Raw genomic sequence first — 23,394 nt, 5'->3', positions numbered from 1 at the left:
CCGCGATGACATTCACCGACGACGCCCGCAAGATCGCCAATATCCACGAGGCGACCTTTACCCCCTTTGTCTATCCCGACGGTCTGGCGCTGGGGGATGACATCTTGCAACTGGACACGTCCTTGCCGCTGGGCGAGGGCTTTCACGTCTACCGCATGCCCGCCGGCATGACGACGCGGCGCCATATCCACAACGGTCACGAACAATTCCTGATCCTGGAAGGCGAGCTGATCGAGGACGACGGCCGCGTCCTGCGTCCCGGCGACCTGGTGTTCTACCGCGACGGGACAGAGCATCACTCCCATACGCCGAACGGCTGCCTTCTGGCGGTGCATATCGCGGGGCCCGAAATCTCGACCCGGTAACAGGCGCGCCTGGGTTGCGACGGGCGGCCCTCAGCGCAGCCGAAAGGTCGCAGCGTCGCCCTGCCCGCGGTCCACGGTAAAGCGCAAGCGTTGGTCCTGGTCCTCTTCGACCAATTGGCAGTTGAACGGGATCGGCGTGCCGCTCCAATCCATCTCGCGGCAAAAATAGCCGTCCTTCCAATCCCAGGTGCCCTTGACCTCCCACCCCAGCGCATCGCCGCGGATCTGGCCATCCGGCGTCACCTCAAGCCGGATGCCGAACACCGGATGCTGTAACGCGCGCGCGCCCACCAGAGCCACAAAGCGGTCGCGATCCGTGACGGGGACAAAGCCATCGGCCAAAGCCGCAGAGGCGGCAAAGGTCACGGCAAGGGCAAAAGGCAGATGCGGCATGGCTCACCTTTGGGTCGGACAAGGGTGCTACGCGGGCCGGCGCAGTTTGGATCACTTGCGCGTGACACCGCCCTGACCGGTTCAGTCGATCTGAACCCGCTGGATCGCCGCATCGGTGGCCTGGGCGATGCGTTCGATCTTCAGCAGCAGGTTGGCGCGCAGGTAATCGGCGTGAAACCGCGACGGCGCGCCCAGCCGCAAAACCCCCTCCTCCAGCCCGGCGCAGGTCAGAGCGGCAAACCAGGCCCCATAGGCGCCGGGGTCCTCGCGGTGAAGCGCGGTCTGCAGACGCGGCCACAGCTCGTCGCCCTGACGCGGGGCGGGAAAGCTGATGACGTTGCTGGACTGTGACACGGAGTCTTGCGACCCCGGCTCTTGCGACGTTGAGTGTTGGGGGGCGCTCAGCCGCGCCACGAAGTCCGGCCCGACCCGGTCCCACTGTGGCCGCGTCGTCTCCAGGATGCGGTCCAGGTCCAGCCCATGCACCGCCACCCTGCCCCGCGCCGCCGGACGCCGCACGACCAGCCACCCCATGTCCCGCAGCCGCGCCAGGTCGCGCTTCACGCTGCGCTCGTCGATGCCCCACAGCGCCGCCATCTCGCGTTGGCCCACGCTGATTTCGTCGGCAATCCAGTTGTAGCGCGCCACCACCAGCGTCATCAGCCGCAAGATCAGCCTTTGTTGAAACTTGTCGCCCGCGCAGGCATGAACCCCCATCGCCGACAGAATGTCATATTTCATCGCCGCCGCATTGCGACCGACCGGTTTGGCCTGCACCCGCGCTGTTGGTCTTGTCCCCGACATCCTGTCTCCTGGCTGCTCTGGCCGGTTCGGGCTTCTGTGGAGCCAACGTTCTTTCCGACCATGCGGTGATTTGCGTTGAGTTCTCCGATTCTGTCAAGAGGATGCCACCTCATGCCCCCGGACTGATCTGAAACCGAAGGGAAGAATCAGGTTCAATGGTATAGGGGGTCATTCAGGCTGTCACCCCATGGCGCGGAAATGTCCCCCCAATGGGTTGTGTGCCGCGCCTTCTGTCCCCCCATCCGAAGCGCGCTCCCCAAGGTGCGTCCGAATCACCGCGGGCCGGGTTGCGCCCTTGGCCCACAGGGGGCGATTTCCCCGCGGGGAAATCATGGGCTTATGACATATCGGAATTGCCAGATTGTCAAATTCGGCGTATTTGCGGTCAAAGGCACGAAAGAGCGTTGGGAAAACCATGTACGGCCACAAAGACCTTCAAAGCTTGCGCGATAGCTCGCTCAAGATGCAAAGCTGGATCCGCAAGCAGACCTTCTCGCCGGGGCATGAAAAGACCTTGCGGCGGTTTTCGTCCTGGGAGGTGGCCGAGCTGATCTTTCAGGTCAACCAGAACACCTTTCGCGGCCGTCTGGTGGCCGAGCCCGGACTTCCCAGCGGGGAAATCGAGGCCGATGGCCGACAGCGCTGGTTCAGCCTTGAAGAGGTCAACGAGCTGCGCCGCAAGATGAAGATCAACCGCAAAAGCCTTCTGCCCGAACGGCCCAAGGGCAAGCGGGCACTGCGGGCGGCGGTGGCGAACTTCAAGGGGGGGGCGGGCAAGTCGACGGTTGCGCTGCACTTTGCCCATGCGGCGGCGCTGGATGGCTACCGGGTCTTGTGCATCGACTTTGACCCTCAGGCGACGCTGTCACATTCGATGGGGCTGGCCGATGTGACCGAGGAACACACGGTCTGGGGCATCATGGCCCGCGACCTGATGCGCGAGACAGAGCGGATGAACGCCCGCACCGCTGGCGCCGAATCGGGCCGCCAGGTGCCGTTGCGCCGCCTGCCCGCCTCGGTCTCGGACACCGGGCTTGGCGACCTGCGGGTGGCCGACTTCATCCGCAAGACCTCGTGGCCGACCATCGACATCGTGCCCTCTTGCGCCAATGCGGCCTTCGTCGAATTCGCCAGCGCCCAGTATCGCCACCTGAATCCCGAGTGGTCCTTCTTTGCCGCCGTGTCGCGCTGGCTGGATGCCCTGCCCGATGACGCCTATGACCTGGTGATTTTCGACTGTCCCCCCGCCATCGGCTATCAGTCGATGAACGCGGTCTTTGCCGCCGATGTGCTGTATATCCCCTCCGGTCCCGGCTATTGGGAATACGATTCGACCACCTCTTTCATCGGTCAGCTGGCCGAGGCTTTGGCCGACCTTGCCGACTTCAAGGCCGATTTCCCCGCGGGGAAATCCCGCCTGCCGAAAGAGTTCCTGGACGTCCGCTTTCTGTTGACCCGGTTCGAGCCGGGCAATGAATTGCACCGTGCGATGCGGGATGCTTTTGGCAAGGTTTTCGGGTCAAGGATGACCGAACATCCGATCGAACATACCCGCGCCGTCGAACAGTCCGGCCGCTTCCTGTCCTCGATCTATGAAATCGACTACCGCGACATGACGCGGGAAACCTGGCGGCGGGCAAGGGCCACGTTCGACCAGGCCTATCTGGAGTTCAAGCGTCACGCCCTGGAGGCCTGGGCCAAGCTGGAGGATGCCGAATGACCAAGAAGCGCCGCATCTTCGACGTCGACTTGCCCGAGGACCAAGCACCTGTGGACGAAGCACCGGTAGAGGCCGCGACCCCTGCCCGCCGCGGTCCCATGGCCACCGCGATCAGCGAAACCGCCGATGCCAGCCGCCAGCGCGCCGAGGTCGAAGCCGCCATCCGCGTCGAGAATGACGCGCTGGCCCACGAGTTCGTCCGGCTGAAACGTCTGGGCCTTGTGACCGACCTGCTGCCGTTGGGGGCGGTGCGGACGGGCAAGCTGCTGCGCGACCGCTCGCGCCGGGGGGACCCTGCGCTGGACGACCTCAAGGCGTCAATCCTGGCGCTTGGCCTGTCGAACCCGATCCGGGTCGAGCCCGACGGGCAGGGCGGTTACGAGCTGATCGAGGGCTGGCGCCGTCTGTCCGCCTTCAAGGCGCTGCTGTCAGAGACGGGCGAGGACCGCTTTGCCCGCATCCCCGCCAGTTTCGTTCCGGCCGGTGAGACGGTCGAGGGGCTGTATCGCCGCATGGTGGACGAAAACCTGGTGCGCAAAGATATCTCTTGGGCCGAAATGGCGCGGCTGGCGCGGGCCTATGCCGACGAGGGGATCGGCGGTTGTGCCGATGTCGACGCCGCGGTCAACCTGCTGTTCGCCTCGGCCAATGCGCAAAAGCGGTCCTATATCCGCCGCTTTGCCAGCCTTTTGGCCCGGCTGGAAAAGGTGCTGGAGCATCCCGAGGCGATCCCGCGCGCGCTTGGCCTGTCGCTGGCGCAACGGTTGGAGCTGCGGCCCGAGCTGGTGGCCGAAATCGCCGTGGCGCTGCGGTCGCATCCAAGGCGCACGGCGGACGAGGAATTGCGCATCCTGCAGGGCTTTGACGCCACGCCGCAGCCGATTTCCCCGCGGGGAAATCCCGGGCGCGGGCGTCCGGCCAGCCATGGCAAGACCGTGCTGCGGCTGGCGCTTCCGGCGGGGGATGTGAAATGCACAGCCGCGGCGGGCAAGGTCGAACTGCAGATGCGGCGCGACTTTTCCACCGTGGATCGTGACAAGCTGGAGGCCGCAATCGAGGCCTTTTTGCGGGTGCTGGATTAGGTTCCGGCCTCGGGGAACAGTGGCAAAACAGTCTCTGTGATGGCCAAAAGCGCCTGTCGGCTTTGGCCATCGCGGGCCAGGACCGACAGGCCTTGGATCAGCGCGACCAGGGTTCCGGCCAGCGCCTCTGATTGCGTGCCAAGGTCTGCAAAGCGGCGGGTCAGGCGGGCAAGGATGTCGGCGCGGATGGCCGCCACCGCGGCCTGAACCTCGGCCGCCTCGGTTGATCCGCTGGCGGTCGCGCTGGCCAGAAGGCAGCCGGGCGGGGTGCCCTGACCGGTAAAGCCATGGACCGCCGCCGTCAGCATCTGACGCGCCACCGCCCGGGCCGAGGTTGCGGCGTCCAACTGGGCCTGAAGCGCCTCGGGCGGCTGGGCGTAAAGCTGCACCGACTCCAGAAAGAGCCGCCTTTTGTCACCAAAGGCCGTATAGAGACTGGGTGCCGTGATCCCCATTGCCCGGGTCAGGTCACTGACCGAGGTCGTCTCGTAGCCATGCCGCCAGAAGGTCAGCATCGCCTGACGCAGCGCCTCTTGCCGGTCAAAGGACAGGGGTCGGCCGGTTTTGCGGGTCTGTGTCTGTTCCATAGTGGTCACTATTAAACCCATTGACGGCGGCGGGCAAGGCGTCTAGGCGTTTCGTAGTGATCCCTATGAAAGCAAAGCCATGACCCCGTATCGCAGCCTTGGCCGTTCGGGCCTGATCGTCAGCCCCCTGGCGCTTGGCACCATGACCTTTGGCCCCGGGGGGTGGAACGCCGATGACGACACGGCGCGGGCGATCTTTGACGCCTATCTGGACACGGGCGGCACTCACATCGACACCGCCGATATTTACTCTGGTGGCGGCAGCGAGACGCTTTTGGGGCGGTTCATCAAGGCGACCGGCACGCGGGATGATCTCGTTTTGGCGACCAAGTTTGGCTTTAACGCTTCGGCCAGTCCTTTGGCGGCCGTGCAGGGGCGGGGCAATCCCAATGCCGGCGGGGCAGGGGCCAAGAACATTCACCGCGCGCTGGAGGCCTCTTTGCGGCGGCTGCAGACCGATTACATCGACCTGTATTGGATGCATGTCTGGGACGGGGTGACGCCGGTCGAAGAGATCGTGCAGACCCTGGGCGACCTGGTGCGGGCGGGCAAGATCCGCCACTATGGCCTGTCGGACATGCCGGCCTGGGTCGCGATGAAGGCCGCGACGATTGCGCAGGAACGCCGTATCCCCGGCCCGATTGCGATGCAGGTGGAATATTCGCTGGTCGCCCGCGATGTCGAGGCCGAACACCTGCCCGCAGCGCAGGAGGCGGGGATGGGCGTGGTGCCCTGGTCGCCCTTGGCCGGGGGCTTCCTGACCGGCAAATATGAGGCGGGTTCCGACGGGCGGCTGAGCGGCCCCAACCCCTTTGGCGCCAGCAAGTTCACCCCGCGCAATCAGGCGATCCTGGCGGTGCTGCGGGCGGTGGCAGAGGAGCAAGAGCGGCCACCGGCCCAAGTGGCGCTGGCCTGGGTCATGGCGCGGCCCGGGGTGGCGTCCACCCTGATCGGCGCGCGGACGCTGGCGCAGGTGCAGGGCAACCTGGCCGCCGCCGAAATCACGCTGTCCGCCGATCAGATGGCCCGGCTGGAGGCGGTCTCGACCCCGGCCATGGGGTTCACCGCGGCCCTGGCGCAACCGGCGATCCGCCGCATGGTCTTTGGCGGCAACGCGGTCCGCGGCTGGGCAGAGGCGGGCGCCTAAGCCGAAAGCAAGCGGCTGGTCGCTTTCGGCATGTGTTTTGGCAGGATTGCTGTTTGCGCCCGCCCGCTTGGCCCCCTAAACAGGAAGGCAAATCAGGGGAGGTCCTCCGGCAGGGGGATGGCCCAAGGACCCGGTTCAAGCGTGAAGGAACGATGAAGATGCCCGAACATACCGCACTTGTGTTCAAGACCTCTGCCAATCCCAATCCCCTTCCCGAGGCCAGCCGTCTTGCCGCCTTTCAGGACCTGGGCTTCGGCACGCTGTTCAGCGACCACATGGCGGTGGTGCGCTGGAGCGCGGAGACCGGTTGGCACAGCGCGGAAATCACGGCGCGCGGGCCTTTCGCCATCGACCCTGCCAGCGCTGTGCTGCATTACGGGCAGGAAATCTTTGAGGGCATGAAGGCCTACCGCGCCGCCGATGGTCAGGCCGTGCTGTTCCGCCCCGAGGAAAACGCCAAGCGGTTCAATGCCTCGGCCCGGCGGATGGCCATGCCCGAACTGCCGACCGATGTCTTCATCGCCGCGGTCGAACAGCTGGTGACGATGGATGCCAAGTGGATTCCGGGCGGCGATGGCAGCCTGTATATCCGCCCCTTCATGTTCGCCAACGAGGTCTTTTTGGGCGTCCGCCCGTCGCGCGAATATATCTTCTGCGTCATCGCCTCTCCGGTTGGGCCCTATTTCAAGGGCGGCGAAAAGGCGGTCTCGATCTGGGTGTCGGAGCAATACACGCGGGCGGCCAAGGGCGGCACGGGCGAGGCGAAATGCGGCGGCAACTATGCGGGCAGCCTTGCAGCCCAAGCCGAGGCCACGGAACATGGCTGCGCGCAGGTCATCTATCTGGATGCCGCCGAACGGAAGTGGATCGAGGAGCTGGGCGGGATGAACGTCTTCTTCGTGATGGAAGACGGGTCGCTGGTGACGCCTCCGCTGGGGACGATCCTGCCGGGCATCACGCGCAATGCGGTGATCACGCTGGCAAAGGCCGCGGGTCTGACGGTGCATGAGCGGCCCTATTCCTTTGACGAGATGAAGGCCGACACCGCCAGCGGCAAGCTGCGCGAGGCCTTTGCCTGCGGGACGGCGGCGGTGATCGCGGGCATCGGCACGGTCAAGTTCAACGGCGGAGAGCTGGTGATCTCGGGCGGGCAGACCGGGGCCGTGACGCGGGATTTGCGGTCCAGGCTGGTGGGCATCCAGCGCGGGCAGATCGCCGACGGCTATGGCTGGGTCCATCCGATCGCGGGGATCTGAGGGTTCGCACCGGGGGGCCGCATGTCGCGCACAGATGAGCGGTTCCGCGCGGCGCACAACCGGTTCCTGGACCTTTGCGCCACGCTGACGCCGGGGGCGCCCTTGCCGTCAGAGCTTGGCATGGCGGGGGCCTTGGGGGTCAGCCGCACCGTCGTGCGCGCCGTGCTGGAGCGGGCGCGCGGCCTGGGTCTGATCGCCTGGGAGGGGCGGGCCAAGCGGGTGATCCGCGCGCCCTTGCCCGCCGACCGGCTGGAGCCCCCGCGCAAGCCGCCCAGCCCGCCCGAGCTGGAGCGGCAGTTCCTGGACTGGGTTTTGCGCTGTGATGTGGCGCCGGGCACGGTGTTGAACGTCGCCGATCTGGCCCGGCGGTTTCAGGTGACGCCGCATGTGGTGCAAGAGTTCCTTGCCGCGCTGGGTCGCTTTGGCCTGGTCGAGCGGCGGGCACGGGGCGGCTGGCGGCTTTTGGGCTTTACGCTGGAGTATGCGCTAGAGCTGTGCGAGTTCCGCATGATGCTGGAGCTGAACGCGGTCGCCCATGCCGCGACCCTGCCCGAGGCGCATCCGTTCTGGGCCGAGCTAAGCGCGCTGGAGGCGCGCCATATCGCGTTGGCCGCGCAGATGGAGACGCGGTTCCACGACTTTTCCCTGTTGGACGAGGCCTTTCACCGCGCTTTGGCCGGCACGGTGCAAAACCGGTTCGCGGCCGAGTTCCAGAAGGTCATCGCCTTGATCTTTCACTATCATTTCCAATGGGACAAATCGGATGAACGGGCGCGCAACACCGCGGCCTTGACCGAACATCTGGGGCTGATTGCGGCGCTGAAGGCGCGCGACAGGGCAGGGGCGCTGAAGGCCGCCGAAGAGCATCTGGCGACGGCCAAGCAGACCCTTTTGCAGTCGCTGCGCGGTCACGCCAAGGGGTGAAACCCGGTCAGGTCGACGATGGCGCCGGGTTGGCCCACGACATGCGCGGCCAGCGCGTGACCCTCTTGCAGCGCGGTGGCGCGGCCGGCCAGATGGGCCGACAGCCAGCCCGCGTTGAAACTGTCGCCCGCCGCCGTCGTATCGACGACCCGCAGGGCCGGGCGCAGGCCCTGCGGCAAAGGCGCCTGCGGGTCCAGCGGCAAAGGCCCCGCGGCGCCGCATTTCAGCGCGCCCTGCAGGCAGCCCCAGCCGCGCAGCCGCGTCAGGACCGCGCCCGCATCGGCATCGCCCCACAGCGCGATTTCATCATCGACCGAAGGCAGCGCGATATCGGCCAGCCGAAAGGCGCGTTCCATCACGCGGCGGGCGGTTTCGGCGCTTTCCCACAGGCGGGGGCGGTGGTTGCTGTCAAAGGCAAAGCGCAGGCCACGGCCGCGCAGGTCCGCGATCCGGGCAAAGACCGCCTCCCGCGCGGCGGGCGACAGGATGGCCAGCGAAATCCCCGACATCAGCAGCACATCGGCGCGGGCAAGGGCCGTCAGCTCGGCCGGGTGCTGGAACAACAGCCGCGCGGCAGAGCTTTCGCGCCAATAGGAAAACGACCGCTCGCCCGCCGCATCGGTGCGCACGGCGTAAAGGCCCAGATGGCGGGCAGGGTCGCGGGCGATGGCCGAGGTGTCGACGCCATGCCCCGCCGCCGCCGCCAGAAAGCCGTCGGACATCGGGTCCTGGCCGATGCGGGTCAGGTAGCCTGTCTGATGCCCCAGCTTGCGCAGGTAAACCGCGGTGTTGAACGTATCCCCCGCAAATCCCACGGCAAAGCCGGTTTCGGTCTGGCGCAGCTCTGCCATCGCCTCGCCCGCACATATGATCCGCATCGCGCCTCGCTTGACTTTCGGTCTTGTATCATAAAAAACATAACCCGGCAGGACCGCAGCACAAGGACCCCGCCCGGAGATCCCGTGATGACACTAACCCCGATCCTGCAATTCGGCACAAGTCGCTTCTTGCAGGCCCATGCCGACCTGTTCCTGACCGAGGGGACAGAGGCGCTGGGGCCGGTGACGGTGGTGCAATCCTCGGGCGATGCCGGGCGGGCGGGGCGGTTGGGGGCGCTGGCGCAGGGCTTTCAGGTCCGCGTGCAGGGGATCGAAAACGGCCAGCCCGTGCGGCGCGCGGTGCATGTGACCTCGGTTGTGCGGACGCTGTCCACGGCGACCGATTGGCCCGAGGTCTGCCGGATCGGGGCACATGAGGCGCGGATCATCCTGTCGAACACCTCGGAGAAGGGGTTGGTGGCGCAGCCCGCCGATGGGGGCGCGGTCTTTGATCAGGCGATGTCCTGGCCCGCCAAGCTGACCCATCTTTTGCGCGCCCGCCATCAGGCCGGGGGCGCGCCGGTGCAGATCATGCCGACGGAACTGGTGGCGCAGAATGGTCAGGTTCTGCGCGCCCGGGTGCTGGACCTGGCCCGCGCCCTGGACGGCGCCTTTGCGGAATGGGTCGCGGGTCAGGTCTTTGTGACCTCATTGGTCGACCGCATCGTTTCGGCCGCGCTGGAGCCTGCGGGGGCGGTGGCCGAGCCCTATGCGCTGTGGGCGATCCAGGATTGCCCGGGTCTGATCCTGCCGGTGCGCCATCCCGCGGTGCAGGTCGTGGCCGACCTTGGCCCGATCGAGCGGCGGAAGTTGTATATCCTGAACCTGGGCCACAGCTGGCTGGTGTCGCAATGGCGGGCGCGGGGTGGGGCGGACCATGTGCGCGACCTGCTGGCCGATCCGGCCTGGCGCGGGGCGTTGCAGGCGGTTTACGCGGATGAGGTTCTGCCGGTCTTTGCCGCCGCGGGCGATGCCAGCGCGCCGGATTATGTTGCGCAAACGCTGGACCGGTTTGCCAATCCATACCTGGACCACCGCCTGTCCGACATCGCGCAGAACCATGCCGAAAAGCTGGAGCGGCGGATCGGGGCTTTTCTGGCCTGGGCCGCCGATCTTGGCCTTGCAGGCCGCCAACCCCGCCTGACCGCCGCCCTGAAGGAGGGCTGACCGATGCCCGATATGATGCTCTGTGGCCTTTGCCCCGAACCCGGAAGTTTCGTGCTGGAACAGCGCCCGCTTCCGACCGAGGCGCCCGAGGGCTGGCTTTTGGTTGATATTCAGGCCGCGGGCCTGTGCGGCACGGATTACCACATCTTTCAGGGCAAGCATCCCTATCTGGCCTATCCCCGGGTTATCGGTCACGAGCTTTCGGGGCGGGTGACTTCGGGCGGCCATGGCTTTGCGGCGGGGCAATTGGTGGTGATCAACCCCTATATCGCCTGCGGGACCTGCCATGCCTGCCACAGGGGCAAGCCCAATGCCTGCATGAACATCGGGGTTTTGGGCGTGCATCGCGACGGTGGCATCTGTGCGCGGATCGCGGTGCCTGCGGGCAATCTGATCGACGCCACGGGGCTTTCGGCGCATCAGGCGGCCCTGGTCGAGTTCCTGGCCATCGGCGCCCATGCCGTGCGCCGCTCTGATATGACGGGCGCCGACCGGGTGCTGGTGGCGGGGGCGGGGCCTATCGGCCTTGGGGCGGCCTTGTTCGCCCGGGCGACCGGGGCCGAGGTTCATGTGATGGACCTGTCCGATCAAAGGCTTGCGGCGGCGGGGCGGTTGGGGTTTGCGCATCTGCACCGGCCCGGGAATGTGCCCGAGGGCGGCTTTGACGTTGTCATGGATGCCACCGGCAATCCCGGCGCGATGGAGGCGGGGTTTGCCTTGGTCGCGCATGGCGGGACCTATGTCCTGATCTCGGTCGTCAAGGATGATCTGCGGTTCAACGATGCCGAGTTCCACAAGCGGGAAATGCGTCTGGTGGGCAGCCGCAACGCGCTGGCGGTCGATTTCCAGGCGGTGATGGCGGCGCTGCGGTCCGGGGCGGTGGATGGCGGGGCGCTGATCTCGACCGTCCTGCCGTTGGCGGAGTTGCCGCAGCGGATCGGCGTTCTGGCGCAGGATCGCGGCGGGATCATCAAGGCGCTGGTGCAGATCGCGCCCCAGTAGTCAGGCTGTGGCAAAGCGCTGCAGCGCGCGGGTCAGGGTGGCGGCATCCAGACCCTGACCGAACAGCACGATATGGCCGGGGCCATCCTGCGGCGGCAGGATCTCGGGCGGTTGGACATGGCGGTGGACGGCCTGCAGCAGGATCGTGCCATCGGGGCCGGGGATCAGCCCCTTGACCCGCACCAGACCTTCGCCGCGCAGATGCAACAGCGCCGACAGCCACAGGGCAAAGCGCGTCCAGTTGACCGGCGGCAGGTCCAGTTCCACCAGGGTCAGGTCAAGGACTCCGTCGGCCAGCAGGGGCAGGGGGCCGGGGGGCGGCAGGTCGGGCAGGGGATGGGGTTGGCCCAGATGCGCGGCCTCTGGCGGCACGGCGGGGTTCAGGCGGGAGAGGGCTGCGCACAGCGTGGCCAGGTCCCGGGGCGGCGCGGTTTCGGTCTTGGTCAGGATCAGCCGATCCGCCGCCGCCACCTGGGCCTGAAACCGCGCATCGCGGGCCAGTTGGTCCAGCCCGTTTTGCGCATCGACCAGGGTTATGATCGCCGTGATCCGCAGGTGACGCGTCAGCACCGGATCGGCGGCCAAGGCGCGGGCGATGGCGCCGGGATCGGCCAGGCCCGAGGTCTCCAGCAGGATATGGCCCAGATCATGACGCCCCGCGCTGCGCCGGTCACACAGGTCGCGCAGGGAAGCGATCAGCCGGGGCAGGCCGATGCAACAGGCGCAGCCGCCGGCCAGAAGCGTGACATCCTGCGCGGGGCCGGGCAAAAGCTGGTCATCGACGCCGGCATGGGCGGCCTCGTTCACAAGCACATGGACGCCCGGCCCAAAGGCGCCCAGGTGCAGCTGATGGCGCGCCCAGGTCGTCTTGCCCGCGCCCAGGTAGCCGCCCAGGATCGTCAGGCCAAGACGGGTGCCAGGATCGGTGTGGTCAGTCATGCAGCGGATCGTAGGGTCGGCCCAGCAGGCTTTCGACGCCTTGCCACAGGTCCTCGGGCGTTTGGACGATCAGGACGGCGCCGGTGACATGGGCCAGCCGATAGCCCGGCACCGGGTGGCAATCGTCGACCCGCAGCCCAAGGGGCCGCAAAAGCCGGTCCAGCACGCCCGCCGCCTCGGCCCGGGCGCGCAGCCGGGCGCCGGGGGACTGCGCGCCCGCCTCGGTCCAGTGGCCGGGCGCCTGGGGATGGCCGCAAGCCATGCACATCAGATGAACCCCTCGTCAAATGACCGCGGGGCGGGCGGCCCCGGCAAAGGGATAGCGCGCGCGGAAATCCTCGGCGATGACCTCGAAGGGGGCCCATTCGACGCCCTGGTGTTTCGATATGTATTCGATCAGCCGCTCCAGCATCAGCAGCACCTGGGGGCGGCCTGCGACATCGGGATGGATGGTGAAACAGAAGGCCGCGTAATCCATCTCGCGGTAAACCCAGTCGAACTGATCGCGCCACATCTGTTCGATGTCGCGCGGGTTCACGAAGCCATGGGAATTCGGCGCCTTTTTCATGAACATCATCGGTGGCAGGTCGTCGACATACCAATTCGCCGCGATATCGACGAGGTCGATTTCATGGCCATGCTTCAAGGGATGCATCCAGTCGCGCGCCTGTTTCGTGTAGTCTATCGTGGTCCAACTGTCGCCCACCCGCGCGTAAAACGGCTGGAAGTCGCGGTAGCCTTGGCTGTGGTCATAGCGGAAGCCGTGTTTCAGCAGCAGGGCGGCGGTGTTTTGCGACATCTCCCACCAGGGCGCGACATAGCCGCGCGGGGCCTGGCCGGTCAGGGCCTTGATCAGGTCAATCGACTTGACCAGCACGTCTTCTTCCTGGGTGGGCGTCATGGCGATGGGGTTTTCGTGAAGATAGCCATGGGCGCCGATTTCGTGGCCGGCCTTCTGGATCATCTCCATTTCCTTGGGGAAGGTTTCAAGGCTGTGGCCGGGGATGAAGAACGAGGTCTTGAGCCCATACCGGTCGAACAGCCGCAACAGCCGCGGGATGCCGACTTCGGAGGCAAAGATGCCGCGCTGTATGTCGCTTGGGCTGTCGGCGCCGCCATAGCTGCCGATCCAGCCGGCGACAGAGTCGATATCGGTGCCAAAGGCGCAGTAGATCTTTTTCATCGGGCTCTCCAACGGGTATTTGGGGTCAGCAAGGGGGGCGGTCAGCAAGGGGGGGGTCAGCCACGCAAAAGCACCATGGCGCGGGCAAGCAGGGTGGCGGCGGCGACACCGTCGATCACCGGTAGGCCATGGGTTGCGCGAAAGCCCGCGGCCAGGTCGGCCATGCCGGAACAGCCCAGGACCACGGCGCCGGGCGCGTCCTCGGCCACCGCGCGGGCGATTTCGGCCGAGACCTTGGCCGCCGCATGACCGCCGGGTTCCTGCAGGTCCAGCACGGCGATGCCCGCGGCGCGGACGCGGGTGCAGGCGGTGATGCCATAGCGGGCAAGGTTGGCCTCGATCACCGGGATGGCGACGGGCAGGGTGGTGACGACCGAAAAGCGCCCGCCCAAGAGCATGGCGGCGTGAAAGGCGGCCTCACCTATGCCGATGACGGGGATCTTGGCCGCGGCCCGGGCCTGGGCCAGGGCGGGGTCGTCGAAACAGGCGATCACGATGGCCTGGGCGCCGGCGGCCTCGGCCATGGCGGCCTCGGCAAGCACATGGGGGCGGCACAGCGCGTCGTCCTCTGGTCCCTGGATCGCGGGCGGAGAGGCGTGGCAGGTGACGCCGGTGATGTCATCCAAAGGGGCGACGCTGCGGGCGGCCTGCACGGCCTTGTCGGTCATGGCCACCGTGGAGTTCGGGTTGATCAGGGTGATCCTCATACCAGGCCGCTTCCGGCGTCATTGCCTTTGGCGGCGCGCCGCGCGCCCAGCAGTTTGACGGCCAAAAGGAAGACCCCGATAACGACAAAGGAAAACAGCGTGGTCAGCGTGCCCAGGGCATAGATAACCGGCGTCGTGACATTGGTCGTCATGCCGTAGATTTCCAGCGGGAGGGTGTTCCTTGACCCCGAGGTCAGCAGCGTGCGGGCGAATTCGTCATAGCTGAGGGTGAAGCCAAACAGCGCCACCCCGATCAGCGAGGGCGCGATGATCGGCACGACGACATGGATCACCACTTGCCAGGGGGTGGCGCCCTGATCGCGGGCCGCCTCCTCGTAGGCGCGGTTGAACCGGTTGAAGACGGCGAACATGACCAGAAGGCCGAAAGGCAGCGTCCAGGTCAGCTGCGATCCAAAGCCCGAGGTCGCCCAATGGGTGCGGATGCCGGCTTGGGAAAACACCAGCCCCACCCCCAGCGACACCAGGATCGAGGGGATGACCAAGGCCGCGATGACCAGGTAAAACAGCACCGCCGAGCCCTTGAAGCGCTTGCGGAAGGCCAGCCCCCCCATGACCGAGACGACCACGGTCGTCACCATGACCATGATCCCCAAAGTCAGAGAGCGAAAGAACGACCCCCAGATGTCGCCGACGGCCTGTTGCATGAACAGCTCGCGGAACCAGTTCAGCGAGGTGCCGCGCATCGGGAAGGTCAGGCCTCCGTCGACGCCCTGAAAGGACAGGATGCCAATGGTGATCGTCGGGCCATACAGGAACAGGACATAAAGGCCGAAGAAGGCGGCCAGGGCATAGAAAGACCGCGAGCGGGGCTCCATTCAAAGCTCCTTTCTGATGTCGACAAGGCGCAGCATCCCGGCCACCACCAGAAGCACGGTCAGCAAGAGGACGACCGAGGTGGCCGAGGCGGAAGGGTATTGCAACAGCCCGATGTCGTTGGAAATCAGGCGGCCTACGTTGGCGGATTGCGACCCGGACATGAAGCGCACGGTGATGAAGTCACCCATCACCAGGGTCAGCACAAAGATTGACCCGATCATGATCCCGGGTTTGCACAGTGGGATGACGACATTGGTCATGATCTGGAACGGCGAGGCGCCGGCGTCGCGGGCGGCCTCCAGCAAGGAACGGTCGATGCGCATCATGGAGTTCAGGATCGGGATGATCATGAAGACGGTGTTCAGGTGGACAAAGGCCAGGATGACGGCGAAATCTGAAAACAACAGCCAGTCCAGCGGCGCGTCGATCAGGCCCATGGACAGGAAGGCCTGATTGGCCAGCCCGTTGCGGCCCAGAAACGGCACCCAAGAGATCATCCGGATGATGTTCGACGTCCAGAAGGGCACGGTGCACAGCAAAGCCAGCGCCACCTGGGTCGTCTGGCTGCGGATGTGAAAGGCCAGGAACCAACTGACGGTGAACCCGATGCCCAGGGTCAAGGCCCAGGTGATCAGCGCATAACGGAAGGTGTTCCAGAAGACATCCAGCGTCACATGCGAGGTGAACAGGAATTCGTAATTCCCAAGGTCAAAGGCCGGGACGATGGAAAACTCTGTCGCTTGCCAGAAGCTGACCACGACGATCATCAGGACCGGCAGGACCAGGAAGATCGCCAGCACCACGACCAGAGGCGCGGCAAGAAGCCAGCCCGTCAGGTGGCGCGAATTCAGGATGCGTTGCATGGCGACCCTTTGGCTTGGGGAAAGCGGCGCCCCCGGGTAAGGGGGCGCCCATGTCTCAGCCAGCCATCAGGCGGCGATGAACTCGTTCCACTTGCGGACCATGTATTGGTTCTCGTCCATGACCGAGTTCCAGCAGGCGACTTTGCCCATGCGGTCGACGAAGGCGCCGCCGTCGCGGGTGGCGCCGGCCTTTTCCATGACCGTGCCTTGCGGCGACAGGATATCGCCCGCCGCGGCCTTGCCCTCATACCAAAAGCCCCATTCGTCCTCGGACATGAAGGCCTTGGAGGTTTCCGGGACGGCCGAATAATAGCCCTGACGCATCAGGAACCCGCCGACCCAACCCGACAGATACCAGTTGATGTATTCATAAGCAGCATCCAGAGCCAGACCCGACAGGCCAGCCGAAAGACCCAGACCGCCGCCCCAAGACCGATAGCCCTCTTTCAGCGGCTGATAGGTGCAGGCGATGCCTTTCGAGCGCACGGCGGCGATGGCGGGCGACCACATGGACTGAATGACGACCTCACCGGAGGCCATCAGGTTGACGGATTCATCGAACGACTTCCAGAAGCTGCGGAACTGGCCCGCCTTTTTGGCCTCGGTAAAGATCGCCATGGTCTTGTCGATCTCGTCCGTCGTCATGTTGCCCTTGTCGCCGTATTTGATCTCGCCCATGGCTTCGCAGACCATGGCGGCATCCATGATCCCGATGGAGGAGATATCCAGGATCGAGGCCTTGCCCTTGAATTCGGGGTTCAAAAGCTCGGCCCAGGATTCGATCGGGCGGCCGATCAGGTCGGGGCGGATGCCAAGCGTGTCGGCGTTGTAGATCGTCGGGATCAAGGTCATGAAGCCGGTGGGCGAGGCCGCGAAAGCCTTGCCGTCGACCGCATCGGTGAAGCCGACCGTATGGGGCGCGGTGCCTTGGGCGATGACCGAGTCAGGCGCCAGCTTGCCGTCGATGAAGATGCCGACGATCTTGTCGTAATTGGCGATTTTCGACGTGTCCATCGCCTGCAGGTTGCCGGTTGGCCAGACCTTTTTGCAGATCCAGTATTCGATATCGGCGATGTCATAAGAGTCCGGCTGGGTCGCGACCTTTTGCGTCACGGCGTCGCTGTCCAGCGCGGTCATCTCAAGGGTAAAGCCCAGGTCCTCTTTGACCTTGGCGGCCACCTCGTTATAGGCGGAAACCCCGGTTCCGGCCTGGCGCAACACGACATCTTTGATGTCCTGCGCCCAGATCATCGGCGCCGGGAAAGCCGAGGCCGCCACGGCAGCAGCGCCGCCCTTCAGCAGGCTGCGACGCGAATAGTGGTTCTTTTTCATTGTGTTCCCTCTCTGTCATGCGGTCAGTTTGTGAAGTTGGGCCTCGTCCCAGGTCAGGCGCAAAGCCTCGCCGGGGGATTTCGGATCGGCGTAAAAGGCGGCCTCGGGGATATGGGCGAGGATCTCTTGATCCCCCGCCATCCGCGCGGTCAGGGCGACATGCGCGCCTTGGAATTCCACATGGGTCACGACGGCCTCGACGCCTTGGGTGTCGATGCGCACCGCATCAGAGCGCAGCGCAAAGCGCCCCTGGGCCAGCGACAGGACGTTATGGCCACCCAGAAACCGCGCGACGAATTCGGTGCGCGGCGCCCCCCAGACATCCCGGGCGCTGCCCGCCTGTTCGATCACCGCGTTGTTCATCACGACGACCTCATCGGCCAGGGCCAAGGCCTCGTCCTGGCCATGGGTCACATGGATGAAGGTGATCTGAAGCTCGCGTTGCAGCCGCTTCAGCTCTCCGCGCATCCGGATGCGCAAGAAAGGGTCCAGCGCGGACAGGGGTTCATCCAGCAGCAGGACCCGCGGTTCGGTGATCAGCGCGCGGGCCAGGGCCACCCGCTGTTGCTGACCGCCCGAAAGCTGGGCGGGCAAGCGGTCTGCCAGATGGGTCATGTCCACCAGGTCCAGCAGTTTCATCGCGCGGGCGTGGCGGGCCTCGCGGTCAACGCCCTTCATCTTCAGCGAAAAGGCGACGTTGTCCTTGCACGACAGATGGGGAAACAGCGCATAGCTTTGGAACATCATCGCCGTGCCGCGCGCCGCGGGCGGCAGATGGGCGATGTTCTGCCCGTCCAGCAGGATCGACCCGTCCGACACCGTTTCATGTCCCGCGATCATCCGCAGGGTCGAGCTTTTCCCGCAGCCAGAGGGCCCCAGCAGACAGACATAGCTTTGCGGCGCAAACAGGTGGCTGACCGCGTTGACCGCCGTCGTCCCCCCATAGCGCTTGGTCAGCGCCACCAGCTCCAGATCGTTCTTGCCCCGCATCGCGCGCTCCTTGTCCTTGGGATCAGGCTGAAGCGGTCGGGGGGCGGCATCACCGAAATTCGATACGCGGCAGGGTGAAAATTCTTCGCCGCCCGGTTTTTCTGCACCGTGGCGGACCCCGTGCCCGATTTCGTGCAACATTGTATACAATCCGACGTAGCCCCTTGCCCCGCCAGCTCGCCTCACGCAAAAGACAGGGATGGAGCGCCCGATGGATTTGACATCACCGAAAGAGACGACGGCGGCGGGCCTGGCGGAAAGCCTGGCGCAGGCGATCCATGAACACCGGCTAAGCCCCGGCGCCAAGCTGTCCGAGGACGAGGTGGGCGAGATCTTTGGCGTGTCGCGCACCATCGTCCGGGCGGCGCTGCAACAGCTGTCGCATGAGCGTCTGGTGGACCTGAAGCGCAACCGGGGGGCCTTTGTCGCCCAGCCGTCGATCCGCGAGGCGCGAGAGGTCTTTGAGGCCCGCGCCCTGCTGGAGCCGCGGACGGCGCGGTCGGCGGCCCTGCGCGCCACGGCCGAGGATATCGCCGCGCTGCACCGCCATATCGCCGAGGAACACGCCGCGCTGGATGCGGGCAAGGCGGGGCGGGCGTTGTTTCTGTCGGGCGCCTTTCACGTCGAAATCGCGCGGATCGCGGATCAGGACACGATTGCGGCCTTTGTCGAACAACTGGTCGCGCGGTCCTCGTTGATCATCGCGCTGTATTGGCGGCGGCGTCAGGCGCTGTGCGAAAGCCATGCGCATCATGACCTGATCCAGGCCATCGCCGCGCGCAATGGCGACCTGGCCGAAGAGCTGATGAAAAGCCATCTGCTGGATCTGCTGACCTCGTTGGACCTGGGGCCGAACACCGCGGTGGCGCGGTCGCTGCGCGAGGCCTTGGCGGGTTAGGCTTCGGCCACCAGATGCCCGGCGCCGCGGTCGATCAGGCGCAGGCGCGCGGGGCCTTGGCCGGGGGGATGCAGCGGGCTTGGCACCTCGCCCGCAAGCCGGGGCAGGGGGGGGCGTCGGGCGGTGGGGTCGGGCTGGGGCACCGCCTCGATCAGCCTTTGGGTATAGGGGTGCTGCGGGTTGCCAAAGACCTGCGCCCGCGTCCCCATTTCCACGATCTGACCCAGATGCATGACCGCCACCCGGCTTGCGATCGTGTCGACCACCGCCATGTCGTGACTGATGAACAGGTAAGCCATCCCCATCTCGTCTTGCAGCTGTTGCAACAGCCGCAGGACCTGGGCCTGAACGCTGACATCCAGCGCCGAGACGCTTTCGTCGGCGATCACCAACCGCGGGTTCAGGGCCAGCGCGCGGGCGATGCAGATGCGCTGACGTTGCCCGCCCGAGAATTCATGCGGATAGCGGTCAAGCTGATCCTTCGACAGGCCCACTCGCGCCATCAGGTCGGCGGCGCGGTCGCGGGCATGGGGCAGGCCGTGGATCACCAGAGGCTCTGCGATCAGGTCGCCCACGGTCATGCGCGGATCAAGCGCCGCCATCGGGTCCTGAAAGACCATCTGCACCTGGGCACGCAGGGCGCGGGGCATGGTCTCGGTTACGGTCTGGCCCGCCACGGTGATCTGTCCCTGATGCGGGGCAAGCCCGACCAAGGCCTTGGCGATGGTCGATTTCCCGCAACCGGATTCGCCCACAAGCGCAAAGGTCTGGCCCTGGGGAATGTCAAAGCTGACATGTTCGACGGCATGGACATTTTGCACGACGCGGCTCAGCATCCCGCCGCGGATCGGAAAGCGGACCACGACATCCCGCAGCGAGGCGACCGGAGCAGCCATGGGCGCCGGCCGGTCCGGGCCACCCATGCGGGGCACGGCGGCCAGCAGCTTTTGCGTGTAATCGGCCTTGGGCGCGGTGAAAAGGCGGGCTACCGGGGCCTCTTCGACCATGCGGCCCGCTTTCATCACGATGACGCGGTCGGCCATTTCGGCCACGACGCCCATGTCATGCGTGATCAGGATGATGGCGGTCCCCATCTCGCGCTGAAGGTCGCGCAAAAGGTCCAGAACCTCGCGTTGGACGGTGACATCCAGCGCGGTCGTGGGCTCGTCGGCGATCAGCACTTCGGGCCGCAGGGCCAGCGCCATGGCGATCATCACGCGCTGGCGCATCCCGCCGGAAAGCTCATGCGGGAACTGGGTCATCCGGCGTTCGGGTTGCGAGAGGCGGACGGCGGTCAGGGCCTTGATCGCGCGGGCTTTCGCCTCGGCGCGACTGACCGGCTCATGGGCGCGGATCGCCTCGGTCAGTTGGGCGCCGACGGTCAGCACCGGGTTCAGGCTGGTCATCGGTTCCTGAAAGATCATCGCGACGCGGTCGCCGCGGATTTTCCGCATCTGCGCTTCGGGCAGGGCGGCCAGGTCGGTCGCGCCCAAGGCGATGCGGCCCCCGGTGATGCGCACCGCAGGCGGCGGCAAAAGCCCCATGATGGCCAGCGACGTGATCGACTTGCCCGACCCGCTCTCGCCGGCAATCGCGAGCGTTTCGCCCCGGTTCAGGGTAAAGGACAGGTCCTGCACAAGCGGGCGCAAGCCGCCCTCGGTGCGGACCGAGACGGTGAGGTGTTGCACCGTCAGAACCGGGGCCTGTTCGCCCCCGGTGATGTTTTGCAGGTCGGTCATTCGAAGACGCAACGCGGGAAGTAGAAAGAGACGACCCAGTTCGGCATGTCGACGATTTCACTGATCCGCAGGTCGCCGCAGGTCGACACCAGCATATAGGCCTCGACTGCCGCCATGCCGCGCGTGGCACAAAGGAAGTCGACCATATGGGCGACCGCATCGCGTGAGGCCGTCATCAGGTCGGGGCCGATGCCGGTCGTGACCTCGTATCCCTTGGCGTCAAGGTGGTTGGTCACGGGGCCGGGGGTGGTGAAGCGCGGCGTTTTCAGATGCGCGCCCTTGATCAGGTCCAAGGTCAGGACGACATCCATCGGGCTTTCGATGGCCGTGCCACAGACCTCGCCGTCGCCTTGCGCGGCATGGGTGTCGCCGACGGAGAACAAAGCGCCCGCGACTTCGACCGGCAGGTAAAGCGTGGTGCCCGCCGCCAGGTCGCGGATGTCCAGGTTGCCACCGACGCGGCGGGGGGGGACGACAGAGTGAAGGCCGTTTTCCGCCAAGGCGTTGCCGATGGTGCCGGCAAAGGGTTTCAGCGGAACGCGGGCCTGATCCGACCAAAGCGCGGGCGTCAGGGCTATGGGATCATAGCTCCAGACCTTTAGCGCCGGTTCCAGGAACTGATCCGAAAGCAGACCAAAGCCCGGGATATTTGCCGTCCAGCCAAAGCCGCGCCCGTCAAACGACCGGGGCGCAAAGCTGTCGATCGTGACTTTGACGGCGTCGCCTGCTTCGGCGCCTTCGATATAGATCGGGCCCGAGACCGGGTTGATCTTGCCGAAGTCCAAAGTCGCCACATCGGCCACGGTAGAGGACGGGCCAAGCTGGCCCGCCGAACTGTCGTTGCAGTGAAACAGGATGGTCTTGCCGGGGTCCACCCTTAGGGCCGGGACAATGGAATTGTCCCAGCCGAAATGGTGCTGCGCCCCGTGGATCGTATAGTCGCAGGCTTTGCACATGTTATTTCACGAAAACATAGTCATAGTTGACGGGGATCGAGACCGGATCGACATACAGCGCATCGGCGCCGCCCATGCGGTCGGACTTCAGCGTGTAACGCTCCTCGTTGAAGACCGGGACCCAGGGGGCCTGTTCCATGATGCCCTGGTAAATGTCGGACCACAGCGCCAGACGGTCGGCGGATTTGGCCGGATCGGACAGGCTGTCGGCGGCGACGGCCTTGGCGTCCAGAGCCTCGTCACAGAATTTGGACCAGTTCCAGCCGCCCTCGGCCGCACCGGCGCACCCCAGGATCGGACCATAGAAGTTGGACGGATCGGGGAAGTCCGCGATCCAACCCAGGCCACCCGACCAGACCATCGGCGCGGTGCCTGCGCCGCCGGCCTCGATCACATTGGCGCTGGCGACCGACTGGATGTTGGCCTTGATGCCCACCGCCGCCAGGTCCTGCTGGATGGCCTGAGCGATCCGCGGGTTCGGGTCGGTGTTCATGACGTAAAGGTCAGTCTCAAACCCATCCGCCAGACCGGCTTCGGCAAGCAAGGCCTTGGCGGCGTCGACGTCAAAGGCATAACCGGCGTAGCCTTCGGTATAGCCCGGCATCGACGGCGGCAGGGGCTGGGTCGCGGTCACGGCGCGGCCGTTGATGATCTGGACGATGCGGTCCTTGTTGATCGCCATGTTGACGGCCTTGCGGACCTCGACCTTGTCAAAGGGCGCCATGCCGACGTTCAGCGTGATATAGCCGGTGTGCAGCTGGCCACCCTTGACGACCTGAGCCGCCTGGGCGGGGTCGGCCATCACCTCGGTGAACTTGGCGGGCGGGATGCCGTCGCCGGGGACATCAACTTCGCCGTTTTGCAGACGCAGCAGGGCCACGACGGGCTCTTGGCCGACCTCAAACACCACCTGATCCAGATAGGGCACGCCCGCGCGCCAGTAGTCGGCGTTTTTCGCGAAGACCAGGCGCTGACCCAGGGTCCATTCCTGCAGCTTGAAGGCGCCGGTGCCGACCGGCATCTTGCCGAAATCGCCGGCGGCGGCGTCAACCGCCTCTTTCGGCACAACGCTGGCGAAGTTCAGCGCCATGACATGCAGGAAGGTCGCATCGGGACGCGACAGGGTGATTTTCACCGTCAGCGGGTCGATGACTTCGACGCCAGACAGGCCATCGGGTCCGGCCTTGTCGAACCCGGCGATGGAGCCGAAAAAGCCCGCGCCCGGCGATTGCGTGGCGGGGTCGGTGACGCGGCCCAGGGAATAGCGCACATCCTCGGCCGTCATCTCGCGGCCATTGTGGAACTTGACCCCGGGGCGCAGTTTGAAGGTGTAGGTCAGGCCATCCGGGCTGATCTCATAGCTTTCGGCCAGACCGGGGCGCAGGGTCGTGGTGCCGGGGACATAATCCATCAGCCCGTCAAACAGCGACTTGATCATCGACCAGTTCTGCCAGTCGTAACCGATGGCCGGGTCCAGCGTCGCCACGTCATCCTTGTAAGTGACGGTGATCGACCCCCCGGCCTTGGCGGCGGGATCGGGGGTGTAGTCCTGCGCGAGGCCAGGCATGGCCAGGGCACAAAGCAGGGCGGTGGAGGCAAGCAGTTTCTTCATTGTCTCTCTCCTG

Annotated in this window: 24 protein-coding genes; 9 read left to right on the top strand and 15 right to left on the bottom strand. The window is 65.7% G+C overall.

Features of this window, described 5'->3' with window-relative positions:
* Positions 1-5: 5 nt before the first annotated feature.
* A complete protein-coding gene (locus tag NX862_RS18500; protein ID WP_264495424.1) occupies positions 6-365 on the top strand; it encodes a cupin domain-containing protein in 360 nt (119 codons plus the stop codon).
* 30 nt (positions 366-395) lie between these two features.
* Here NX862_RS18500 and NX862_RS18495 read toward each other — a convergent pair whose 3' ends face one another.
* Both NX862_RS18495 and NX862_RS18490 read right to left on the bottom strand, forming a co-directional pair.
* Complete coding sequence (locus NX862_RS18495) at positions 396-758, bottom strand: dihydrodipicolinate reductase (RefSeq protein ID WP_264495423.1); 363 nt, start codon at positions 756-758, stop codon at positions 396-398.
* 81 nt (positions 759-839) lie between these two features.
* Positions 840-1,562 carry a DnaA N-terminal domain-containing protein gene (locus tag NX862_RS18490; protein WP_264495422.1) on the bottom strand — a complete coding sequence of 241 codons (723 nt, stop codon included), beginning with the start codon at positions 1,560-1,562 and terminating at the stop codon, positions 840-842.
* 415 nt (positions 1,563-1,977) lie between these two features.
* Between NX862_RS18490 and NX862_RS18485 the strand changes: the two genes are divergently transcribed.
* Both NX862_RS18485 and NX862_RS18480 read left to right on the top strand, forming a co-directional pair.
* Positions 1,978-3,282: an AAA family ATPase gene (locus NX862_RS18485; RefSeq protein ID WP_264495421.1), complete on the top strand. Its 1,305-nt coding sequence runs from the start codon at positions 1,978-1,980 to the stop codon at positions 3,280-3,282.
* Complete coding sequence (locus NX862_RS18480) at positions 3,279-4,364, top strand: ParB/RepB/Spo0J family partition protein (protein WP_264495420.1); 1,086 nt, start codon at positions 3,279-3,281, stop codon at positions 4,362-4,364. The genes NX862_RS18485 and NX862_RS18480 overlap by 4 nt, the downstream gene beginning before the upstream one ends.
* Here the strand turns inward: NX862_RS18480 and NX862_RS18475 are convergent.
* Complete coding sequence (locus NX862_RS18475; protein WP_264495419.1) at positions 4,361-4,951, bottom strand: TetR/AcrR family transcriptional regulator; 591 nt, start codon at positions 4,949-4,951, stop codon at positions 4,361-4,363. The genes NX862_RS18480 and NX862_RS18475 overlap by 4 nt on opposite strands.
* Before the next feature lie 79 nt (positions 4,952-5,030).
* Between NX862_RS18475 and NX862_RS18470 the strand changes: the two genes are divergently transcribed.
* The 3 genes from NX862_RS18470 to NX862_RS18460 all read left to right on the top strand — a co-directional run bounded on the left by NX862_RS18470 (position 5,031) and on the right by NX862_RS18460 (position 8,278).
* A complete protein-coding gene (locus tag NX862_RS18470) occupies positions 5,031-6,098 on the top strand; it encodes an aldo/keto reductase (protein ID WP_264495418.1) in 1,068 nt (355 codons plus the stop codon).
* Positions 6,099-6,256: 158 nt separating this feature from the next.
* Positions 6,257-7,354, top strand: coding sequence for a branched-chain amino acid aminotransferase (locus NX862_RS18465; protein WP_264495417.1), 1,098 nt, complete (start codon positions 6,257-6,259; stop codon positions 7,352-7,354).
* Positions 7,355-7,375: 21 nt separating this feature from the next.
* Entirely contained in the window at positions 7,376-8,278 is a 903-nt protein-coding gene (locus NX862_RS18460; protein WP_264495416.1) for a GntR family transcriptional regulator, read from the top strand.
* On the opposite strand, the gene NX862_RS18455 is transcribed toward NX862_RS18460, so the two are convergent.
* Entirely contained in the window at positions 8,263-9,156 is an 894-nt protein-coding gene (locus NX862_RS18455) for a sugar kinase (RefSeq protein ID WP_264495415.1), read from the bottom strand. The genes NX862_RS18460 and NX862_RS18455 overlap by 16 nt on opposite strands.
* 87 nt (positions 9,157-9,243) lie before the next feature.
* Here NX862_RS18455 and NX862_RS18450 point away from each other — a divergent pair, with 87 nt between their 5' ends.
* Entirely contained in the window at positions 9,244-10,323 is a 1,080-nt protein-coding gene (locus tag NX862_RS18450) for a mannitol dehydrogenase family protein (RefSeq protein WP_264495414.1), read from the top strand.
* 3 nt (positions 10,324-10,326) lie between these two features.
* Entirely contained in the window at positions 10,327-11,325 is a 999-nt protein-coding gene (locus NX862_RS18445) for a zinc-binding alcohol dehydrogenase family protein (RefSeq protein ID WP_264495413.1), read from the top strand.
* Here the strand turns inward: NX862_RS18445 and NX862_RS18440 are convergent, their stop codons facing one another.
* The 8 genes from NX862_RS18440 to NX862_RS18405 form a co-directional block, all read right to left on the bottom strand.
* Positions 11,326-12,264 carry a CobW family GTP-binding protein gene (locus tag NX862_RS18440; protein WP_264495412.1) on the bottom strand — a complete coding sequence of 313 codons (939 nt, stop codon included), beginning with the start codon at positions 12,262-12,264 and terminating at the stop codon, positions 11,326-11,328. It lies immediately after the preceding gene.
* Positions 12,257-12,532, bottom strand: a complete 276-nt coding sequence (locus tag NX862_RS18435; protein ID WP_264495411.1) for a hypothetical protein — start codon at positions 12,530-12,532, stop codon at positions 12,257-12,259. The genes NX862_RS18440 and NX862_RS18435 overlap by 8 nt, the downstream gene beginning before the upstream one ends.
* 15 nt (positions 12,533-12,547) lie before the next feature.
* Positions 12,548-13,447 (bottom strand): polysaccharide deacetylase family protein, encoded by a 900-nt coding sequence (locus NX862_RS18430; protein WP_264495410.1) that lies wholly within the window; start codon positions 13,445-13,447, stop codon positions 12,548-12,550.
* Positions 13,448-13,503: 56 nt separating this feature from the next.
* Entirely contained in the window at positions 13,504-14,154 is a 651-nt protein-coding gene (locus NX862_RS18425) for an aspartate/glutamate racemase family protein (protein ID WP_264495409.1), read from the bottom strand.
* Positions 14,151-14,990 (bottom strand): ABC transporter permease, encoded by an 840-nt coding sequence (locus NX862_RS18420; protein WP_264495408.1) that lies wholly within the window; start codon positions 14,988-14,990, stop codon positions 14,151-14,153. Before NX862_RS18420 ends, NX862_RS18425 begins: the two co-directional genes overlap by 4 nt.
* On the bottom strand, positions 14,991-15,854 hold the full coding sequence (locus NX862_RS18415; RefSeq protein ID WP_264495407.1) for an ABC transporter permease: 864 nt from the start codon (positions 15,852-15,854) through the stop codon (positions 14,991-14,993).
* 66 nt (positions 15,855-15,920) lie between these two features.
* On the bottom strand, positions 15,921-17,186 hold the full coding sequence (locus tag NX862_RS18410; protein ID WP_264495406.1) for an ABC transporter substrate-binding protein: 1,266 nt from the start codon (positions 17,184-17,186) through the stop codon (positions 15,921-15,923).
* Positions 17,187-17,201: 15 nt separating this feature from the next.
* Positions 17,202-18,176 (bottom strand): ABC transporter ATP-binding protein, encoded by a 975-nt coding sequence (locus NX862_RS18405; RefSeq protein WP_264495405.1) that lies wholly within the window; start codon positions 18,174-18,176, stop codon positions 17,202-17,204.
* 211 nt (positions 18,177-18,387) lie between these two features.
* On the opposite strand from NX862_RS18405, the gene NX862_RS18400 reads away from it, so the two are divergent.
* On the top strand, positions 18,388-19,074 hold the full coding sequence (locus NX862_RS18400; protein ID WP_264495404.1) for a GntR family transcriptional regulator: 687 nt from the start codon (positions 18,388-18,390) through the stop codon (positions 19,072-19,074).
* Here NX862_RS18400 and NX862_RS18395 read toward each other — a convergent pair.
* The 3 genes from NX862_RS18395 to NX862_RS18385 are packed head-to-tail and all read right to left on the bottom strand — an operon-like array spanning position 19,071 to position 23,381.
* Positions 19,071-20,813, bottom strand: coding sequence for an ABC transporter ATP-binding protein (locus NX862_RS18395; RefSeq protein WP_264495403.1), 1,743 nt, complete (start codon positions 20,811-20,813; stop codon positions 19,071-19,073). The two genes, NX862_RS18400 and NX862_RS18395, sit on opposite strands and share 4 nt — an antisense overlap.
* Positions 20,810-21,769, bottom strand: coding sequence for an acetamidase/formamidase family protein (locus NX862_RS18390; protein ID WP_264495402.1), 960 nt, complete (start codon positions 21,767-21,769; stop codon positions 20,810-20,812). The genes NX862_RS18395 and NX862_RS18390 overlap by 4 nt, the downstream gene beginning before the upstream one ends.
* Before the next feature lies 1 nt (position 21,770).
* Positions 21,771-23,381, bottom strand: coding sequence for an ABC transporter substrate-binding protein (locus NX862_RS18385; protein ID WP_264495401.1), 1,611 nt, complete (start codon positions 23,379-23,381; stop codon positions 21,771-21,773).
* Positions 23,382-23,394 lie beyond the last annotated feature (13 nt).

It is taken from the genome of Stagnihabitans lacustris (assembly GCF_025950525.1).
Classification (GTDB): domain Bacteria; phylum Pseudomonadota; class Alphaproteobacteria; order Rhodobacterales; family Rhodobacteraceae; genus Stagnihabitans.
This window is presented reverse-complemented; position numbering and strand designations above follow the sequence as displayed.

Bases quoted from the DNA above. Each gene is read 5' to 3' on its own strand.
- NX862_RS18430 (WP_264495410.1), bottom strand. From the start codon at position 13,447: ATGAAAAAGATCTACTGCGCCTTTGGCACCGATATCGACTCTGTCGCC.
- NX862_RS18455 (WP_264495415.1), bottom strand. From the start codon at position 9,156: ATGCGGATCATATGTGCGGGCGAGGCGATGGCAGAGCTGCGCCAGACC.
- NX862_RS18460 (WP_264495416.1), top strand. From the start codon at position 7,376: ATGTCGCGCACAGATGAGCGGTTCCGCGCGGCGCACAACCGGTTCCTG.
- NX862_RS18395 (WP_264495403.1), bottom strand. From the start codon at position 20,813: ATGACCGACCTGCAAAACATCACCGGGGGCGAACAGGCCCCGGTTCTG.
- NX862_RS18400 (WP_264495404.1), top strand. From the start codon at position 18,388: ATGGATTTGACATCACCGAAAGAGACGACGGCGGCGGGCCTGGCGGAA.
- NX862_RS18410 (WP_264495406.1), bottom strand. From the start codon at position 17,186: ATGAAAAAGAACCACTATTCGCGTCGCAGCCTGCTGAAGGGCGGCGCT.
- NX862_RS18485 (WP_264495421.1), top strand. From the start codon at position 1,978: ATGTACGGCCACAAAGACCTTCAAAGCTTGCGCGATAGCTCGCTCAAG.
- NX862_RS18480 (WP_264495420.1), top strand. From the start codon at position 3,279: ATGACCAAGAAGCGCCGCATCTTCGACGTCGACTTGCCCGAGGACCAA.
- NX862_RS18475 (WP_264495419.1), bottom strand. From the start codon at position 4,951: ATGGAACAGACACAGACCCGCAAAACCGGCCGACCCCTGTCCTTTGAC.
- NX862_RS18425 (WP_264495409.1), bottom strand. From the start codon at position 14,154: ATGAGGATCACCCTGATCAACCCGAACTCCACGGTGGCCATGACCGAC.
- NX862_RS18495 (WP_264495423.1), bottom strand. From the start codon at position 758: ATGCCGCATCTGCCTTTTGCCCTTGCCGTGACCTTTGCCGCCTCTGCG.
- NX862_RS18420 (WP_264495408.1), bottom strand. From the start codon at position 14,990: ATGGAGCCCCGCTCGCGGTCTTTCTATGCCCTGGCCGCCTTCTTCGGC.
- NX862_RS18415 (WP_264495407.1), bottom strand. From the start codon at position 15,854: ATGCAACGCATCCTGAATTCGCGCCACCTGACGGGCTGGCTTCTTGCC.
- NX862_RS18500 (WP_264495424.1), top strand. From the start codon at position 6: ATGACATTCACCGACGACGCCCGCAAGATCGCCAATATCCACGAGGCG.
- NX862_RS18470 (WP_264495418.1), top strand. From the start codon at position 5,031: ATGACCCCGTATCGCAGCCTTGGCCGTTCGGGCCTGATCGTCAGCCCC.
- NX862_RS18490 (WP_264495422.1), bottom strand. From the start codon at position 1,562: ATGTCGGGGACAAGACCAACAGCGCGGGTGCAGGCCAAACCGGTCGGT.
- NX862_RS18405 (WP_264495405.1), bottom strand. From the start codon at position 18,176: ATGCGGGGCAAGAACGATCTGGAGCTGGTGGCGCTGACCAAGCGCTAT.
- NX862_RS18385 (WP_264495401.1), bottom strand. From the start codon at position 23,381: ATGAAGAAACTGCTTGCCTCCACCGCCCTGCTTTGTGCCCTGGCCATG.
- NX862_RS18450 (WP_264495414.1), top strand. From the start codon at position 9,244: ATGACACTAACCCCGATCCTGCAATTCGGCACAAGTCGCTTCTTGCAG.
- NX862_RS18445 (WP_264495413.1), top strand. From the start codon at position 10,327: ATGCCCGATATGATGCTCTGTGGCCTTTGCCCCGAACCCGGAAGTTTC.
- NX862_RS18465 (WP_264495417.1), top strand. From the start codon at position 6,257: ATGCCCGAACATACCGCACTTGTGTTCAAGACCTCTGCCAATCCCAAT.
- NX862_RS18435 (WP_264495411.1), bottom strand. From the start codon at position 12,532: ATGTGCATGGCTTGCGGCCATCCCCAGGCGCCCGGCCACTGGACCGAG.
- NX862_RS18390 (WP_264495402.1), bottom strand. From the start codon at position 21,769: ATGTGCAAAGCCTGCGACTATACGATCCACGGGGCGCAGCACCATTTC.
- NX862_RS18440 (WP_264495412.1), bottom strand. From the start codon at position 12,264: ATGACTGACCACACCGATCCTGGCACCCGTCTTGGCCTGACGATCCTG.